The sequence below is a fragment of the Streptomyces sp. NPDC053427 genome (genome assembly GCF_044544985.1).
Classification (GTDB): Bacteria; Actinomycetota; Actinomycetes; order Streptomycetales; family Streptomycetaceae; genus Streptomyces.
On record NZ_JBITYA010000002.1, the window covers coordinates 274,894 to 291,601 of the forward strand.

Sequence of the window (16,708 nt, forward strand, 5' to 3'; positions counted from 1 at the left end):
AGAATTCGTGACATCCCCGCACCCCCCCGGTGCCACTCCCCCGCCCGGCTGCCCGGCGCACGCCCACGGCGGCGTCGACACCGGCGGCGGCATCGACACCAGCGGCTGGCAGCAGCCCGCCCACCACCCGCTCGGCCGGCCCGATCCCTACGCCCCCCTCAAGCTGTACGGGCCGGAGTTCGCCGCCGAACCGAACCGGTTCTACGACTATCTGCGCCAGTACGGCGCGCTGGCGCCCGTCGAGATCGCCCCCGATGTGACGGCCATGCTGGTCATCGACTACCGGGCCGCGCTGGACCTGCTGAACGACACCGCCACCTGGTCCAAGGACTCCCGGGACTGGCAGAAGTCCGTCCCGGCCGACTCCCAGGTCATCCCGATGCTGGGCTACCGGCCCAACGCCCTGTTCAACGACGGCGAGACGCACCGGCGCTACCGGCAGGTCATCTCCGAGAGCTTCGAGCTGGTCGAACCGCACATCCTGCGCGCCAAGGTCCGGCACGCGGCGGACACCCTCATCCAGGCGTTCGGGGCCAACGGTGAGGTCGATCTCATCGGCGAGTACGCCCGGCGGCTGCCGCTGATGATGTTCAACGACCTCTTCGGGATGCCGGACTCCTACAACGACCGTCTGATCTCGGCGATCGGCGGGCTGATGGAGGCCGCCGATCCCGAGTCGGCCGCCACTGCGGACGCCGCGTTCACCTCCTACATCATGGAACTGATCGCGGCGAAGAAGGCCCAGCGCGGGCCGGACCTCACCTCCTGGTTCATGGACCACCCCAACGGGCTGTCCGACGAGGAAGTGATCCCGCAGATCGTTCTGACGATGGCGGCGGGCAACGAACCGCTGACCAACCTCATCGGCAACGCGCTCTCGCGGATGCTGTCCGACGACCGTTACTACAACACCCTCTCCGGCGGCGCCCTCACCGCGCAGGACGCCATCAACGAGGTGCTGTGGAACGACCCGCCGATGACCAACTACTCGGCGCACTACCCCCGCCGCGATGTGTTCTTCCACGGCACCTGGGTACGCCAGGGCCAGTTGGTACTGGTCTCCTACGCCGCCGCCAACGGCCAGTTCGGTACGACGACGCTCGATCAGACGCGTACGGGCGGCGGCTCGCACCTGGCATGGGCGTCGGGACCGCACGCCTGCCCCGTCCAGCGGCATGCACTCGTGATCGCCACCACGGCGATCGAGCGGCTCACCGCGTGGCTCTCCGACATCGAACTCGCGGTGACACCCGACAAGTTGGAGTGGCGTCCCGGCGCCTTCCACCGTGCACTCGCAGCCCTTCCGGCCCGTTTCACCCCCATCACCCCCGATCAGGCAGGAGCTACCCCATGGGACAGCAGCCCGTCGTCATCGACCCGACCGGAGCCGATATCCACGGAGAGGCAGCCCGCCTCCGCGAGCTAGGCTCCGCGGTCCTCATAGAGATACCCGCCGGCGTCCAGGCCTGGGCCATCACCAGTCACTCCCTCCTCAAGGACCTGCTGACCGACCCCCGGGTCTCCAAGGACCCGCGCCAGCACTGGCCCGCCTGGCAGCGCGGCGAGTACCACGACAGCTGGCTGCAGACCTGGGTCGGCGTCACCAATATGTTCACCGCATACGGCGCGGACCACCGCCGGCTGCGCAAGCTGATCGCCCCGGCGTTCACCGCGCGCCGCACCGACGCGATGCTCCCGCGCGTCGAGCGGATCACCGCCGCGCTGCTGGACGAGCTCACCGCCGTCCCGGCCGGAGAGGTCGTCGACCTCCGCGCGACCTTCTCTCACCGCCTCCCCATGCAGGTCATCTGCGAGTTGTTCGGCGTGCCGGACGGCGACATGCGCGCCGAGCTGTCCCGGCTCTCCGATGCGATCATGGACCCCACTCTCACCCCCGAACAGGCCGGTCAGACGGCCATCGAAGTCCATACGCTGCTCAGCAACCTGGTCGCCCTCAAGCGGGAGACCCCCGACGACGACCTGACCAGCCTGCTCGTCAGCGCGCGGGACGACGACGGCGAGCGGATGACCGAGACGGAGCTGGTCGACACCCTCCTCCTGGTCATCGTCGCCGGTCACGAGACGACCGTGGACCTGATCGGCAACGCGGTGCACGCCCTGCTCACGCACCCCGAGCAGCTCGAACTTGTCCGCAGCGGCAAGGCCTCCTGGAACGACGTCATCGAGGAGACCCTCCGCTGGGACCCCAGCATCGCCAATCTCCCGCTGCGCTTCGCGGTCGAGGACATCGAGATCCCGGGCGGCCCCACCATCCGCAAGGGCGAGGCGATCATGCCGTCGTACGTGGCCGCCGGCCGCGACCCCGAGCAGCACAGCACCACGGCCGCCGACTTCGACATCCAGCGCCCCGGCCAGGAACACCTCGCCTTCGGCTACGGCGTCCATCACTGCCTGGGCGCCCCGCTCGCCCGCATGGAAGCCCGCATCGCCCTGCCGGCCGTCTTCGAGCGCTTCCCCGACCTGCAACTGGCCGTCCCGACGGAGCAGTTGGTGCCGATCGAGGGATTCATCTCCGGCGGCTACCGGACCCTTCCCGTCAGGCTCACGTCCGAGCCCGGGTCCGAGACCGGGGTCGACGCGGCGGCGTCGGTGCCGGCGTCGGCCTGATGCGTATCGCGTAGTCCATCGTCACCACCCCCGTAGTTCGTTTCGCATATCTGAAACACCACGGCCGGCCGCTCGGTTGCATCGAGCGGCCGGCCGCTTTCGCGCGGGTCCCCGTGCCCTCCGAGGCCGCGGAGGACGTCGGGACCGCCAGGAGCAGCTGGGAGCAGCCGGGAGCAGCCGGGACCGTCGCAACCGTCGGCAGCTCGCGGCAGGCCGATCCGCCCCAGGCGCCAAAAAGTTCCGGAGGGTGGAATCCCGCCGTCAGGACGGCGTCCGCGCCGCCGCCAGCAGCCGGTTGACATCGGCCGGGCAGAGCATCAGCGCGGCGCCGACGGTCGCCAGGACTTCGCGTTCGGCGGGGGTGTAGGAGCCGTCGGCGAGGGCGATCCGGGCGCCCTGGAGAAGGAGGGATTCGCGGCCGGCCGGGGCGAGATGGGGCGCCAGCGGCTCCAGGGACTCGTGGAGCTCTATGGCCAGCGCGGTGCCGCACGGGTCGAGGCCGTGGTGGCCGCAGTCGCCGCCGGTCACCGCGTCGTAGGTGCCGGTCAGCCGGCCGGTGTCGGCGGCGAGCGCGGCAAGGAGGGTCAGCAGCTGGTCCTCGGAGCAGTCGGCGAAACCGGACGCCCGGACCGTGGCGACGGCGCTCTCGCGGACCGCGCGGGAGGACGTGCCACCGGCCGCGAGAAGGGCCAGCGTCATGGTGTGGACGGCGTCCCGGAGCATCGCGGAGAGCCGGACGGTGGTGGGGTGGTCGAGGGCGTCCAGGCCGAAGTGCCCGTGACAGGCGGAACATTCCAGGACCGGGCCCGCGGCGCCGCGCGAGAGGAGGGGCACGCCGAGGACGGTGAGCCGACGGCGGCCCGCCCGGCGGAGATAGTTACGGTCCCCGCCGCAGTCCGGGCAGAAGAATTCCCCGTCGGCGACGGTACGCCAGGACGTGCGCACGCCCATCACACACATCTTGTGCATCACGTCAGCCCTCCGTCACCCTGCGGCCCCGTTGCCGTCATGGGACGTGATGTTAGCCACATCATTGATGCGCCGTCAGTACCTTGTACAGGGCAACTGGCCGGATGACAGGGGGCCGATACCCGGTGGCGCACCCGGCCACCGGCGGCAACGCCCTCCGACCAGGACCGAGGTCTTGGCCGGAACGAGGGGGTCGCGGCCCATCAGCCGGACGCACACGGCGCCCCCGCCGCTCTGCGCGAGCGGCGGGGGCGCCGTGATGAAGCGGTCCGCGTCAGCGCGCCGCGCGGTTGACCGCCGAGACGACGGCCTTGATGGAGGCGCGGACGATGTTGGCGTCGATGCCGACGCCCCACAGCACCTTGTCGCCGATCGCGCACTCGATGTACGCGGCGGCCTGGGCGCCGGCGCCCTCGCTCATGGTGTGCTCGACGTAGTCCAGCAGGCGCACGTCCACGTCGACGGCGTGCAGCGCGTCGAAGAACGCCGCCAGCGGGCCGTTGCCGGTGCCGGTCAGCACCGTGTCGGCGCCGTCGACCACGGCCTCGACGGTCAGCGCGTCGGTGCCGTCGCTGGTGGACGAGGTCTGGGCGGAGCGCAGCGCGATCCGGCCCCAGGCGTTGTCCGGGGTGGGCAGGTACTCGTCCTGGAAGACGGACCAGATGGCGGCCGGGGTGACCTCGCCGCCCTCGGAGTCGGTCTTCTCCTGGATGATCCGGGAGAACTCGATCTGCATCCGGCGCGGCAGGTCCAGCTTGTGGTCGTTCTTCAGGACGTAGGCGATACCGCCCTTGCCGGACTGGGAGTTGACGCGGATGACGGCCTCGTAGGAGCGGCCGACGTCCTTGGGGTCGATGGGCAGGTACGGGACCGCCCACTCGATCTCGTCGACGGTCCTGCCGACGGACGCCGCCTGGGCCTCCATCGCGTCGAAGCCCTTCTTGATGGCGTCCTGGTGGGAGCCGGAGAAGGCGGTGTAGACCAGGTCGCCCGCGTAGGGGTGGCGCGGGTGGACCTCCATCTGGTTGCAGTACTCGGACGTACGGCGGATCTCGTCGATCTGGGAGAAGTCGATCTGCGGGTCGACGCCCTGGGAGAAGAGGTTCATGCCCAGGGTCACCAGGTCGACGTTGCCGGTGCGCTCGCCCTGGCCGAACAGGCAGCCCTCGATGCGGTCCGCGCCGGCCATGATCGCCAGCTCCGCCGCGGCCACGGCGGTGCCGCGGTCGTTGTGCGGGTGGACCGACAGGCAGACGTGCTCGCGGCGCGAGAGGTTGCGCGACATCCACTCGAAGCGGTCGGCGTGCGTGGAGGGCGTGGAGCGCTCGACGGTGGCGGGCAGGTTCAGGATGATCTCGCGGCCCTCCTCGGGCTGCCAGACGTCCATCACGCCCTCGCAGACCTCCAGCGCGAAGTCCAGCTCGGTGTCGGTGAAGATCTCCGGGCTGTACTGGTAGCCGAAGGCGGTCTCGTCGCCCAGCAGCTTGTCGGCGTACTCCATCACCAGCCGGGTGCCGTCCACCGCGATCTGCTTGACCTGCTCCTTCGAGCCGCGGAAGACGACCCGGCGGAAGACCGGCGCGGTGGCGTTGTACAGGTGCACGGTGGCGCTGTGGGCGCCGCGCAGCGACTCGACGGTGCGCTCGATCAGCTCTTCGCGGGCCTGGGTCAGGACGGAGATGGTCACGTCCTCGGGGATCGCGCCCTCTTCGATGATGGAGCGGACGAAGTCGAAGTCCGTCTGGCCCGACGAGGGGAAGCCGACCTCGATCTCCTTGTAGCCCATACGCACCAGGAGGTCGAACATCTCCCGCTTACGGGCCGGCGACATCGGGTCGATCAGCGCCTGGTTGCCGTCGCGGAGGTCCGTGGACAGCCAGCGGGGCGCGACCGTGATCCGGTTGTCCGGCCACGTACGGTCCGGAATGTCGACGGCCTCGTAGCGGCCGTACTTGTGGATCGGCATCCCGGAGGGCCGCTGCCGCTGCGTCGCGGCCGTGACGGGGGTACGGCGGCCTACGGCGTTCTCGGCGGGGCTCGACGGATTCGTCATGATGCGTGGGGCTCCTCGTGTGTCCACTGGAGGATGGGTGTCCCCCTTGCTCCTCAGGAGCCAGGGAGAGGCCGACGGGGCGGATTTCCGCAACACCGAACTCCGCGGGGAGGGGGTCGGCCTACGACTACAGGCCCTCGCCGCGGCAGCTAAGGAGAAGCAGCCCGAAACGCATGATGCTCAGCAGCGTAACCGAGGATCGCGATGACCGGTCGTCGCGTATCAGTATGCGGGACCGGAGGGACGTAACGGCCCAAGTGCGACGAACCACACGTTTTCAGGAATCTGGTCGGCGGGCAGTGACATCGGGGTTACAGGGTGCCACCTTTTTGTTCATGGACCTCACTCACATGGACCGCACCCAGATGCCCGCCACCCCGGTCTTCTGCACCATCGTCCCGCCGCACATCCTCAGCAATCTCGCCGACGCGCACGAGCACGCCCGCCGCACCCTGGAGCACGACGACACCCACCGCGCCCGCCGCCGCGAGATCGTTGCCCGCGGCATCACCCCCGGCGAGCCCGGTGCCGCCGCGGACAAGCCGAACCGCACCATCTTCGACGCCAAGCACCAGGAGACGGTGCCCGGCACCAAGGTGCATGCCGAGTCCGACGGTCCCGCCAAGGACGTCTCCGTCACCCGCGCGCACGCCGGCCTGGGCGCCACCTTCGAGCTCTATCTGAAGGTCTACGGCCGCAAGTCCATCGACGGCGCCGGCCTGCCGCTGGACGCCACCGTCCACTACGGCCAGAAGTACGACAACGCCTTCTGGGACGGCGAGCGGATGGTCTTCGGCGACGGCGACAACGACCTGTTCCTGGACTTCACCATCCCGGTCGACGTCATCGGCCATGAGCTCACCCACGGCGTCACCCAGTACACCGCCAACCTCGACTACCAGGGCCAGTCCGGGGCGCTCAACGAATCCATCTCGGACGTCTTCGGCTCCCTGATCAAGCAGTACGCGCTGGGCCAGAGCACCGACCAGGCCGACTGGCTGATCGGCTCCGGGCTGCTGGGCCCGAACGTCACCGGCAAGGCACTGCGCTCCATGAAGGCGCCGGGGACGGCGTACGACGACGATGTGCTGGGCAAGGACCCGCAGCCCGCGAACATGAAGGGCTACGTCGACACCGCCGACGACAACGGCGGGGTGCACCTCAACTCCGGCATTCCCAACCACGCCTTCTACCTGGCCGCCACGGCGCTCGGCGGCAACGCCTGGGAGAAGGCGGGACAGGTCTGGTACGACGTGCTCACCGGCGGCGAGCTCGCCAAGGACGCCCGGTTCACCGACTTCGCCTCGCTGACCATCGCCGCCGCCCGCGCCCGCTTCGGCGCCGGCGACGAGCACGAGGCCATGGTCAAGGCGTGGACCCAGGTCGGCGTGGGCACCAAGTAGGGCCCTTGGGCGCGTGGACGCAGACGGGCCAACGAGGGGCCTCGGGTGCAGTGCCCCGCGCCCTACGGGGTAGGAGCCCACCATGCGTATTGAGATCCGGCGCACCGGTGGCTTCGCCGGCGTCGAGCGTCGCGCCGAGGTCGACACCTCGGCGCGGTCCGATGCCGGCGAGTGGCACGCCCTGGCCGAACAGTCCCTCGCCGACGCCCATGACACTCCGCCCCTCGGGGTGCCGGACGGCTTCCGCTATCAGCTCACGGTCGACGGGCGGACGGTGTACTGCGCCGATCCCCGGCTGACCGACGAGCAGCGGAAGCTGATCACGTGGGTGATGAAGGAGGGCGGGTAGACGGGGCCGCCCGCCGCCGGGCCGGGTCCGGCGGCGGGGCTCACAGCACGCGGTCGGCGCGCGGCAGGGAGCGGACGGCGTAGGCGACGGCCCAGCACAGCGGCAGGGCCAGCGCGGCGACGAGGGCGAACTTGGCCGCCGCCGGGGCGTGCAGCCAGCGGAACGCGTAACCGAGGCCGACGAGCACGGGCGCGTGGAGGACATACACCGCGAAGGCGTGGCGGGAGAGGAACGCCGTGCCGGGCCCCTGCCGGTTGAATCGCTCACGGAAGAGGACGGTCAGGCCGATCACGACTCCGATGGCGAACACCGACTCCCAGGTGGCCGAGGCCAGCGACTGCCAGGTGCCGTGCCCGTCCAGCGCGCCCTCCTTCGCGGTCATCGCCACCGGAAGGTAGGCGAGCGTCGCGACGGAGGCGACGACGAAGCCCGCCCGGCCCGCCGCCTTGGAGAGCATGCCCGGCCAGCCGCGGCGGTGGGCGAGCACCCCGAGGACGAAGAAGCTCGCGTACTGCGGGAAGTAGCTGGGCGTGGGCAGGCCGAGGTAGGGGACATAGGTGCCGTTCGGCACGGGGAAGCGCCACAGGTACGTGGCGAGCGCCAGGGCGACGGTGAAGACGACGACGGCGAGCGGCCGCAGGGGCCGCGGGGTGCGCACCGGTTCGCGGCCGGCGTCACCGCCGGGGGCGAGGAGGCGGCGCGCTCCGCGGCGTCGGACGAGGGCGTACAGCGCGGCGAACACCAGGAGCACCTCGACGAACCACATCGGGCCCGCGTCCCAGCTCAGCACGTAGTAGATCCAGTAGGGCAGGGACTCCCCGCGGGCGGCGAATTCGGCCCGCAGGTCGGCGTACCCGGCGAAGCCCGTCAGGGGGCGTATCAGCAGCAGGAAGAGCAGCAGCGGAATGCCGAGCCGCTTGAGGCGGTCCCGGACGAACGGCCGGGTGCCCTTGCGGTCGTAGGAGGGCGGCGTGAAGTACCCGGCGATCATGAAGAAGAAGCCCATGAAGAACGCCTGGTTGAACATGACGAAGACGTCCAGGAGCAGCCCGGAGCCGTCCCGTGCGGGCTCGGTGTAGTACCAGGCGGGGATGTTGCCGTAGGTGACGGCGGTGTGGTGCAGGACCACCAGCGCCGTCAGCAGGATGCGCAGATTGTCGACATAGAGCATGCGGGCGCGCGGCGGGCGCGCGGCGGCCGGTGCGGGTCCGGCCTGTACGGCCGTGGACCCCGGTTCGTCCGTCATCAAGTACTCCCCCGTTCAGTGCAGTTCAGTTCATTGCGGTTCGGTGCCGGGCGGTTCGGTGCCCGGCTGCGCGGCCGGCGCGCGCGTGGCGTGCTCGAAGAGGGCGGCGAGTTCGCGGGCGTGGGCCGCCAGGTCGTGCTCGGGGCGGGCGCTCCAGTACGCGAACATGTTGTCGATCCCGGCCTGGAGGCTGACGGCCATGACGCGGACGTCGAACGCGCGGAGTTCGCCGCTGCGCTGCCCCTCCAGGAAGACGTTCTCCAGCGCGGTGTAGATCGGTTCGCTCGAGGCGACGCCGTAGCGCGGCGCTCCGTCGGCGGTGCGGAAGTGGCTGAAGACCTCGCCGAGCGCGGCGAGCCGGGTCGGGTGGTCGTGCATATATGCGGCGACCGACTCGATATAGACGCGCAGCCTCGCGGACGCCCCGGTGTGCTCTTCGAGCCGGGCGCCGACGAAGGCGCCGATGTCCCCGTAGACCTGCTCGACGAGCCGCTCGATCAGCTCGGTCTTGCCCGCGAAGTGGTAGGAGATCACGCCCTTGCTGATCCCCGCCCGCTCCGCGATCTGCGCCAGCGAGGCCTTCGCGAACCCCCGTACCGCGATGGTCTCGACGGCGGCGTCGATGATCTGGGCGCGGCGCGCCTTCTCGATGAACGAGCGCTCCGGCTCCGGGGACTCCCGCTCGCCCTCGCCCTCCCCGACGCCGTCCTGGCCGCCGGGATTATTTTTTGACCGCATGGCCAAATTATGGGCCACGCGGCCAGCGGCTGTCCAGCGGAGCCGCCCAACTCCCCGGACGGTCGGACCTCTTGACGGTGTTACCGGCGGTAAACGAAGATCCGGCGCATGACAACCGAGCCGGTGGCGCCGCCCCTCCCCCGCTTCCCCCGCGACTTCCTGTGGGGCGTGTCGACCTCGGCCGCCCAGATCGAGGGCGCGGTGGACGAGGACGGGCGGGGGCGCTCCGCCTGGGACGCGTTCACGGCGGAGGCCGGGCGGATCAAGGACGGGTCCGACGCCCGGATCGCCACCGACCACTACCACCGCTACCGCGAGGACGTCGCGCTCCTGAAGGAGCTCGGCGTCGGCGCGTACCGCTTCTCGGTGGCCTGGCCGCGGGTGGTGCCGGACGGCGGCGGGACGGTCAACGCGGCCGGGCTGGACTTCTACGACCGGCTGGTGGACGAACTGCTGGCGGCCGGGGTCGCGCCCGTACCGACGCTGTTCCACTGGGACACCCCGCAGGCCCTGGAGGAGCGCGGCGGCTGGCTCGTACGGGAGACCGCGGAGCACTTCGCGGCGTACGCGGACGCCGTGGCGGCGCGGCTCGGGGACCGGGTGGCGCGCTGGATCACGCTCAACGAGCCGGCCGAACTCACCTTGCTGGGCTACGGGCTGGGGCAGCACGCGCCCGGCCGGACGCTGCTCTTCGACGCGCTGCCGGCCGCCCACCACCAGCTGCTCGGCCACGGCCTCGCCGTCCAGGCCCTGCGCGCCCGCGGCGCCACCGGCATCGGCATCGCCAACTCCCACGGCCCCACCTGGAAGGCCTCGGAATCCGCGGCCGACACCGAGGCCGCCGACTTCTACGACCTCCTCCTCAACCGGCTGTTCGCCGACCCCGTCCTGCTCGGCCGCTACCCGGACGAGGGCCTCGCGGCGATGCTCCCGGGGCCCGTCGCCGACGACCTGAAGATCATCTCCCAGCCGCTGGACTGGTACGGGATCAACTACTACCAGCCCACCCTGGTCGGCGCCCCACAGCCGGACGCCGGCGGACCCGCCGACTTCGCCGGGATCGCGCTGCCCCCCGAACTGCCCTTCGCACCCCGGGAGATCGAGGGCTACCCGCGTACCGACTTCGGCTGGCCCGTGGTCCCCCACGCGCTCACCGAACTGCTGCTCTCCTTCCGGGAGCGCTACGGCGCGAGCCTGCCGCCGATCATGATCACCGAGAACGGCTGCTCCTACGAGGGCATCGAGGACACCGACCGGATCGCCTTCCTGGACGGTCATCTGCGGGCGCTGCACGACGCGATGGCCGCCGGCGTCGACGTCCGCGGCTACTTCGTCTGGTCGCTGATGGACAACTTCGAATGGGCGGAGGGCTACGCCCGGCGCTTCGGCCTCGTGCACATCGACTACGCGACGCTGGCCCGCACCCCCAAGGCGTCCTACCGCTGGCTGCGGGACGCGCTGCGGGCCCAGGCCCGGGGGTGAGCGCTCCCGCGGCCCTGACGGAACCGACCGAGCGGGTCGGCCGCGGCTGGACCCTCTCCCTCTCGCTGGCGAACGGCGCGATCTGGGTCGGCTGGTACGGCCCGATCCAGATCCTCCTCGCCCTGCAGGCCGCCGAACTCGCGCCGCCCGGCACCTCCAAGGAAACGGTGCTGGCCTGGGTGACCGGCCTCGGCGCCGCGGTCTCCCTGATCTCCAACCCGCTGTTCGGCGCGCTCTCGGACCGTACGACCTCGCGGTACGGGCGCCGTACGCCCTGGATCCTGGCAGGGGTGCTGGGCGGGGCGGCGGCGCTGGTGCTGCTCGCCGGGGCGCGTACGGTCCCCGCGATGGCGGTCGGCTGGTGCCTGGTCCAGCTCACCCTCAACGCGGCGTTCGCGGCGGTCACCGCGGCCGTCCCGGACCGCGTCCCGCACCTCCAGCGCGGCGCGGTGGGCGGCTGGCTGGGCGCGGCCCAGGTCCTCGGCGTCGTCGTCGGCACCGGCCTGGCCACCGTGGCGGGCGGCATCACCGCGGGCTACCTGGCCTGCGCCGCCTTCACCCTCCTGGGCACGCTCCCCTACCCGCTCCGCCACCGGGACCTGGTGCTGCCGGCCGCGGCCCGCCCGCCGTTCACCTGGCGCGCCTTCCTCGCCGGCTTCTGGCTCGGCCCCCGCCGCCACCCCGACCTCGGCTGGGCCTGGCTGACCCGCTTCCTGATCAACCTCGGCAACGCGCTGGCGCTGCTCTATCTCCTGTACTACCTGCGGGACGCGCTGCACCATCCGGATCCGGACGGCGGGGTGCTGATCCTGACGGCGGTCAACGGCGTGACCCTGCTGGCCACCGTGGTCGTCGGGGGCATCTGGTCGGACCGGGCGGGACGCCGGAAGCCGTTCGTCCTGTGGGCAGGGGCGATCATGGCCGCGGCCACCCTGCTGCTCGGCACCTGGCAGACCTGGACCGGCGCGCTGTGCGCCGCGGCGCTGCTCGGCGTCGGCTTCGGCGTCTTCACCTCCGTCGACTTCGCCCTGATGACGGACGTCCTGCCGGCCGCCACCCACCGCGGCAAGGACCTCGGCGTCATCAACATCGCCAACTCGCTGCCGCAGGTCGCCGCGCCGGCGCTGGCCGCGCCGATCGTGAACCACCTCGGCGGCTATCGCGTCCTGTACATGGTGGCGGCGGCGATCGGGCTGGCGGGGGCGCTGCTGGTGCGGCGTATCCGGGGCGTGGCGTAGGGCCGGGCGGCGCGGACGGGCCGTTCGCCGGCCCCCTCGCGGTGCAGGCCCTAGATGTATTGATCACGAGCGTTGTTAACGGTTGGGTCTTGATTACGGCGAAGGCCTCCGTGTGTGGTGGAGGTGTCGAATCTTCACCGCACGGAGGCCTTCGTGTCCCACCGTAATGCCCGACTGACCGTCTTCGGCAGGCGGCTGCTGGTCGAACGTGTCCGCTCCGGCCGTCCCGTCGCCCACGTGGCCGCTGAGATGGGCGTCTCCCGCATCACGGCCCACAAATGGGTCCGCCGCTGGCGGACCGAAGGTGAAGCGGGCCTGCACGACCGCTCCAGCCGGCCGAGGACCACACCGCACCGCACTGCGGCCCGCACCGAGTCACAGGTGTGCCGCCTGCGGCAGGACCGCAAGCTCGGCCCGGCCCGCATCGGCCCGATCCTGGGCCTGCCCACGTCGACCGTCCACCGGATCCTTGCCCGCCACGGCCTGAACCGACTGGCCTTCATCGACCGCCCCACCGGCCAGATCATCCGCCGCTACGAACGCCAACACCCAGGTGAACTGGTCCACGTCGACGTCAAGAAACTCGGCCGGATCCCCGACGGCGGCGGCCACAAAGTCCACGGCCGCGCCGCAGACCGGCCCATCCGCGGCATGGGCTTCGACTACCTGCACTCCGCCGTCGACGACCACTCCCGCCTCGCCTACACCGAGATCCACCCCGACGAGAAGGTCGCCACCTGCGCGGACTTCCTCACCCGCGCCGCCACGTTCTTCCACGCCCACGGCATCACCCGCATCGAACGCGTCCTGACCGACAACGCCTGGTCCTACCGCAAGGGCCTGGCCTGGAAGCAGGCCCTGGCCGACCTCGGAGCAACCGGCAAACTCACCCGCGCCTACCGGCCCCAGACCAACGGCAAAGTCGAACGCTTCCACCGCACCCTGGCCGAGGAATGGGCCTACATCAGGCCCTACACCAGCAACGACGAACGCACAGCCGCCCTGCCAGACTTCCTCCACACCTACAACCACCACCGCTGCCACACCGCACTCAACGGCCAGCCACCCATCACCCGCGTGAACAACGCTCCGGGTCAATACACCTAGAAGCCGAGCTTGCGCAGCTGCTTCGGGTCGCGCTGCCAGTCCTTGGCGACCTTCACATGCAGGTCCAGGAAGACGGGCGTACCGAGCAGCGCCTCGATGTGCTTGCGGGACTTCATCCCGACCTCCTTCAGGCGCTTGCCCTTGGGGCCGATGATGATGCCCTTCTGGCTGGGCCGCTCGATGTAGACATTCGCGTGAATGTCGAGGAGCGGCTTGTCGGCCGGGCGGTCCTCCCGCGGGATCATCTCCTCGACGACCACCGCGATGGAGTGCGGCAGCTCGTCCCGTACGCCCTCCAGCGCGGCCTCGCGGATCAGCTCGGCGACCATGACCTGCTCGGGCTCGTCGGTGAGGTCGCCCTCGGGGTAGAGCGCCGGGCTCTCCGGGAGGAGGGGCACCAGGAGGTCGGCGAGGAGGGAGACCTGCTGGTCGCCGACGGCCGAGACCGGGATGATCTCGGCCCATTCGATGCCCAGCTCCTTGCCGAGCTGGTCGATGGCGATCAGCTGAGTGGCCAGCGCCTTGGAGTCGACCAGGTCGGTCTTGGTGACGATGGCGACCTTGGGCGTCTTCTTGATGCCGGCCAGCTCGGTGGCGATATAGCGGTCGCCGGGGCCGAGCTTCTGGTCGGCGGGCAGGCAGAAGCCGATGACGTCGACCTCGGCCCAGGTGGTCCGTACGACGTCGTTCAGCCGCTCGCCGAGCAGGGTGCGCGGCTTGTGCAGGCCGGGGGTGTCCACCAGGACCAGCTGGGCCTCGGGGCGGTGCACGATGCCGCGCACGGTGTGGCGGGTGGTCTGCGGCCGGTTGGAGGTGATGGCCACCTTCGTACCGACCAGAGCGTTCGTGAGGGTGGACTTGCCCGCGTTCGGACGGCCGACGAAGCAGGCGAAGCCGGCGCGGTGCGGGGCGGAGGAGTCAGTACGGACGCTCATGGCGCCCATTCTCCCTGATCGCCGGGGCCGCGCCGACCATCGCGCACGCTCAGGCGGCCGGCCCGCCCGCCGGGACGCTGGCGCGCAGGGCGCCGTCCGGGCCCGCGACCAGGACCGGGGTCCCGGGCCCGCCGAGGTCCCGTACGGCCGCCCGGTCCGCGTCCGCGGCCTGCTCGGCCTCGGTGACCACGGCCGCGGCCTCCAGGGAGGTGGCGCCGCTGGCCACGGCCATCGCCACGGCCGTCTGCAACGCGCTCAGCTTCAGCGATTCCAGCGCCACGGTCCCGGCGACGTACGTGCGGCCGGTCTCGTCGCGTACGGCGGCCCCCTCGGGCACACCGTTGCGGGCCCGCGCCGAGCGCGCGAGCGTGATGATCTTGCGGTCTTCGGGGTCCAGCGGTGCGGAGTCGGTCATACGGGCGAGCATATGCGCCGCCCCCGCCGCGGCCTTACGGGGATCAGCCGGCCACCGGGTACGTCCCTCCCCCGCACTCGGCGACGCTCGCGAGAGGGCGCCTGCGCGCTCGTCCCTCCGGAGAGACGAGCCGGGCCGGCTTCGCCGCCGTGTCCGAGTCCGGCAGCGGGTTGTGCCTCACCACGGTCAGGTCCGGGCGGGCCGGCACCCGCAGCGTCGTGGTCTCGAACCGCAGCGTGCCGATCAGCGGGTGCTCCAGCCCCTTGATGATCTACCCGCTGTCCTGGACGTCGCGCAGCGAACTGAAGACGGCGGTTGCCCCGCTCCCCTGCGCCGGGGCAACCGCTCTTCAGCAGGCAGCAGCCATTACGTGGCGCCGCTGCAGTCCACAACGAGGGAGGGACCGGTGCCCTTGCCGGAATCCGTGTCGACGGATTTCCCCGAGACCAGCATTTCGCACCTCACCTCCCCCTTTTCGGCGGCGTTCACCGGCGCCACCGAAACTCCCGGATAGCGGTCCCTTTCCACCGTGACGGTCTTGGACCACGGCCCCCTGATCCTCTTGAATTCCTCCACCTGCCCACCGGAACCCCGGGTACCGGTCATGGAGATATTCAGCGGAAGATTCGACACCACTTCGAACCGGACGGAAACCTTCCCGCCGCCGCTCCCCGCGGAGTCGTCCTTGCCCCCCGAACTGCCGGTACAGCCCGCCAACAGCGCCGACACGGCGACCGCCCCCATCGCCGCATTGAATGCACGCATTCCTTGCAACTTTCCTCTCGGGTATCGCGGTCGGCGGCCCTCGGCAACCGGCCCGATCGATCTTTCCATGGTCATCGGGACGGAATCCAGCGTCCCGAAACCTGGAATGCAGAAAAGTTGCAGTGCACTGGGGATCAGTGCGGCCGCTCCCGCCTCACGATGAGGCGCGGTGAGGCGCGGTGAGGCGCGGTGAGCCGTCGGCCACGGAAGGGGACGCGTCGAGGAGCGGCACGGGGGCGTCCCTGAGGAACGCGCGGGCCGGGGCGATCCGTTGGCGCCGACCGGCGGAGAGTCCGGGTGCGACCGTGGAGAGAAGCGCTTATGCACTCCACGACGGGTTTCGCCGTGTGAAAATGACGCGGACGGCATAAGCGCATACATGAAGGTGGACCGTGGATCTGCTGCAGTTGCGTTACTTCCAGGCCGTCGCCCGCTACGAGCACATCAGCCGCGCCGCGGAGGAGCTGCGCGTCGCCCAGCCCTCGCTCAGCCGCACCATCGGGCGCCTGGAGGCCGAGCTCGGCTCCCCGCTCTTCGACCGGCAGGGCCGCCGCATCCGGCTCAACCAGCACGGCGCGATGTTCCTGCGCCATGTCGACCGCGCCCTGAGCGAGCTGGACGACGGCCGCAGGGCTGTCCGTGAGGCCCGCGACATGGGGCTCGGCCGGGTCGGTGTCGCCTCCGAGACCCTTTTGACGATCAGCCCGCTCCTGGGCAGCTTCCGGGCCGCCTGTCCGCGTGCCGACGTCCGGCTCTTCCAGTCGAACGCGCAGGAGATGGACCGCCAACTGCGCGCCAGAGAGGTCGACTTCTGCGTGGCCTCGCAGCCGCTGACCGGTACGCACCTCGAGTCGGTCGAGCTCTTCCGCGAGGAGGTGCTGCTCGCGGTCCCCTACGGGCACCGGCTCGACGGCCGGGAGAGCGTGACGATCCGCGAGATCGCCGACGAGCCCTTCGTCACCACACGCCGCGGCAACTGGCAGCGCGCCCTCCTCGACCGGCTGTTCGCGTCCGAGGGACTCACGCCGCTGCTGTCCTGCGAGGGCGACGAACCGGCCGCCAGCCAGGACATGATCAGCGCGGGCCTCGGCATCGGCCTCATCCCGGCGATCTCCCGCCGGGCCGGTACGGATTCACGCGTCCCGGTCGCCTGGGTGCACATGGACGCGCCCGACTGCCACCGGGTGCTCACGCTGGTGTGGAACCGCGACGGCTACCTCTCCGAAGCCGCCCTGAAATTCCGCGAGTTCACCACCGGCAGACCCTTCATGACGCACCGCCTGCCCGACCCGCGCCGCGAGCGCGGCCACGATCGGCCCTAGGTGGTGTCCGCCCAGGACCTGCCAGGTGGATCGGAGCCCGGGCGTCGGCATCGGGCAT

The 16,708-nt window shown here is 70.8% G+C and carries 16 protein-coding genes; 8 read left to right on the forward strand and 8 right to left on the reverse strand.

Annotated features, from left to right (window positions below; all coding sequences use genetic code 11):
• Positions 1–7: 7 nt before the first annotated feature.
• Together ACIGWZ_RS05995 and ACIGWZ_RS06000 are read left to right on the forward strand one after the other, a co-directional pair.
• Positions 8–1,426, forward strand: coding sequence for a cytochrome P450 (locus ACIGWZ_RS05995; protein ID WP_400061275.1), 1,419 nt, complete (start codon positions 8–10; stop codon positions 1,424–1,426).
• The gene (locus tag ACIGWZ_RS06000; RefSeq protein WP_400061277.1) at positions 1,351–2,628 is read left to right on the forward strand and encodes a cytochrome P450; all 1,278 of its coding nucleotides are present in this window, start codon (positions 1,351–1,353) and stop codon (positions 2,626–2,628) included. The genes ACIGWZ_RS05995 and ACIGWZ_RS06000 overlap by 76 nt, the downstream gene beginning before the upstream one ends.
• A 261-nt stretch (positions 2,629–2,889) precedes the next feature.
• Here ACIGWZ_RS06000 and ACIGWZ_RS06005 read toward each other — a convergent pair whose 3' ends face one another.
• Both ACIGWZ_RS06005 and leuA read right to left on the reverse strand, forming a co-directional pair.
• Entirely contained in the window at positions 2,890–3,597 is a 708-nt protein-coding gene (locus tag ACIGWZ_RS06005) for a TerB family tellurite resistance protein (RefSeq protein ID WP_400062008.1), read from the reverse strand.
• 274 nt (positions 3,598–3,871) lie between these two features.
• On the reverse strand, positions 3,872–5,650 hold the full coding sequence (gene leuA / locus ACIGWZ_RS06010) for a 2-isopropylmalate synthase (protein WP_400061279.1): 1,779 nt from the start codon (positions 5,648–5,650) through the stop codon (positions 3,872–3,874).
• A gap of 335 nt (positions 5,651–5,985) precedes the next feature.
• On the opposite strand from leuA, the gene ACIGWZ_RS06015 reads away from it, so the two are divergent.
• Positions 5,986–7,053 (forward strand): M4 family metallopeptidase, encoded by a 1,068-nt coding sequence (locus ACIGWZ_RS06015; protein ID WP_400061281.1) that lies wholly within the window; start codon positions 5,986–5,988, stop codon positions 7,051–7,053.
• 82 nt (positions 7,054–7,135) lie between these two features.
• Complete coding sequence (locus ACIGWZ_RS06020; protein ID WP_400061283.1) at positions 7,136–7,402, forward strand: protealysin inhibitor emfourin; 267 nt, start codon at positions 7,136–7,138, stop codon at positions 7,400–7,402.
• A 40-nt stretch (positions 7,403–7,442) separates the two neighbouring features.
• Here the strand turns inward: ACIGWZ_RS06020 and ACIGWZ_RS06025 are convergent, their stop codons facing one another.
• Positions 7,443–8,648, reverse strand: coding sequence for an acyltransferase family protein (locus tag ACIGWZ_RS06025; RefSeq protein ID WP_400061285.1), 1,206 nt, complete (start codon positions 8,646–8,648; stop codon positions 7,443–7,445).
• 30 nt (positions 8,649–8,678) lie between these two features.
• Positions 8,679–9,386 (reverse strand): TetR/AcrR family transcriptional regulator, encoded by a 708-nt coding sequence (locus ACIGWZ_RS06030; RefSeq protein ID WP_400061288.1) that lies wholly within the window; start codon positions 9,384–9,386, stop codon positions 8,679–8,681.
• A gap of 108 nt (positions 9,387–9,494) precedes the next feature.
• On the opposite strand from ACIGWZ_RS06030, the gene ACIGWZ_RS06035 reads away from it, so the two are divergent.
• The 3 genes from ACIGWZ_RS06035 to ACIGWZ_RS06045 all read left to right on the forward strand — a co-directional run bounded on the left by ACIGWZ_RS06035 (position 9,495) and on the right by ACIGWZ_RS06045 (position 13,213).
• Positions 9,495–10,868 carry a GH1 family beta-glucosidase gene (locus tag ACIGWZ_RS06035; protein ID WP_400061290.1) on the forward strand — a complete coding sequence of 458 codons (1,374 nt, stop codon included), beginning with the start codon at positions 9,495–9,497 and terminating at the stop codon, positions 10,866–10,868.
• Positions 10,865–12,106, forward strand: coding sequence for an MFS transporter (locus ACIGWZ_RS06040; protein ID WP_400061292.1), 1,242 nt, complete (start codon positions 10,865–10,867; stop codon positions 12,104–12,106). Before ACIGWZ_RS06035 ends, ACIGWZ_RS06040 begins: the two co-directional genes overlap by 4 nt.
• A gap of 153 nt (positions 12,107–12,259) precedes the next feature.
• Positions 12,260–13,213 carry an IS481 family transposase gene (locus tag ACIGWZ_RS06045; protein WP_400061294.1) on the forward strand — a complete coding sequence of 318 codons (954 nt, stop codon included), beginning with the start codon at positions 12,260–12,262 and terminating at the stop codon, positions 13,211–13,213.
• Here ACIGWZ_RS06045 and era read toward each other — a convergent pair.
• From era to ACIGWZ_RS06065, 4 genes are all read right to left on the reverse strand, one after another.
• Entirely contained in the window at positions 13,210–14,148 is a 939-nt protein-coding gene (gene era / locus ACIGWZ_RS06050) for a GTPase Era (protein WP_400061296.1), read from the reverse strand. The genes ACIGWZ_RS06045 and era overlap by 4 nt on opposite strands.
• Positions 14,149–14,197: 49 nt before the next feature.
• Positions 14,198–14,563: a cytidine deaminase gene (locus ACIGWZ_RS06055; RefSeq protein WP_400061298.1), complete on the reverse strand. Its 366-nt coding sequence runs from the start codon at positions 14,561–14,563 to the stop codon at positions 14,198–14,200.
• Between the two features lie 43 nt (positions 14,564–14,606).
• Positions 14,607–14,834, reverse strand: coding sequence for a hypothetical protein (locus ACIGWZ_RS06060; RefSeq protein WP_400062009.1), 228 nt, complete (start codon positions 14,832–14,834; stop codon positions 14,607–14,609).
• A 95-nt stretch (positions 14,835–14,929) separates the two neighbouring features.
• Positions 14,930–15,307: a hypothetical protein gene (locus ACIGWZ_RS06065; RefSeq protein ID WP_400061300.1), complete on the reverse strand. Its 378-nt coding sequence runs from the start codon at positions 15,305–15,307 to the stop codon at positions 14,930–14,932.
• Positions 15,308–15,720: 413 nt separating this feature from the next.
• Here ACIGWZ_RS06065 and ACIGWZ_RS06070 point away from each other — a divergent pair, with 413 nt between their 5' ends.
• Positions 15,721–16,650 (forward strand): LysR family transcriptional regulator, encoded by a 930-nt coding sequence (locus ACIGWZ_RS06070; RefSeq protein ID WP_400061301.1) that lies wholly within the window; start codon positions 15,721–15,723, stop codon positions 16,648–16,650.
• Positions 16,651–16,708 lie beyond the last annotated feature (58 nt).

Coding starts and splice junctions, on each gene's coding strand:
- ACIGWZ_RS06065 (WP_400061300.1), bottom strand. CDS start 15,307: ATGGGGGCGGTCGCCGTGTCGGCGCTGTTGGCGGGCTGTACCGGCAGT.
- ACIGWZ_RS06000 (WP_400061277.1), top strand. CDS start 1,351: ATGGGACAGCAGCCCGTCGTCATCGACCCGACCGGAGCCGATATCCAC.
- leuA (WP_400061279.1), bottom strand. CDS start 5,650: ATGACGAATCCGTCGAGCCCCGCCGAGAACGCCGTAGGCCGCCGTACC.
- ACIGWZ_RS06055 (WP_400061298.1), bottom strand. CDS start 14,563: ATGACCGACTCCGCACCGCTGGACCCCGAAGACCGCAAGATCATCACG.
- ACIGWZ_RS06020 (WP_400061283.1), top strand. CDS start 7,136: ATGCGTATTGAGATCCGGCGCACCGGTGGCTTCGCCGGCGTCGAGCGT.
- era (WP_400061296.1), bottom strand. CDS start 14,148: ATGAGCGTCCGTACTGACTCCTCCGCCCCGCACCGCGCCGGCTTCGCC.
- ACIGWZ_RS06005 (WP_400062008.1), bottom strand. CDS start 3,597: ATGCACAAGATGTGTGTGATGGGCGTGCGCACGTCCTGGCGTACCGTC.
- ACIGWZ_RS06030 (WP_400061288.1), bottom strand. CDS start 9,386: ATGCGGTCAAAAAATAATCCCGGCGGCCAGGACGGCGTCGGGGAGGGC.
- ACIGWZ_RS06015 (WP_400061281.1), top strand. CDS start 5,986: ATGGACCTCACTCACATGGACCGCACCCAGATGCCCGCCACCCCGGTC.
- ACIGWZ_RS06035 (WP_400061290.1), top strand. CDS start 9,495: ATGACAACCGAGCCGGTGGCGCCGCCCCTCCCCCGCTTCCCCCGCGAC.
- ACIGWZ_RS06025 (WP_400061285.1), bottom strand. CDS start 8,648: ATGACGGACGAACCGGGGTCCACGGCCGTACAGGCCGGACCCGCACCG.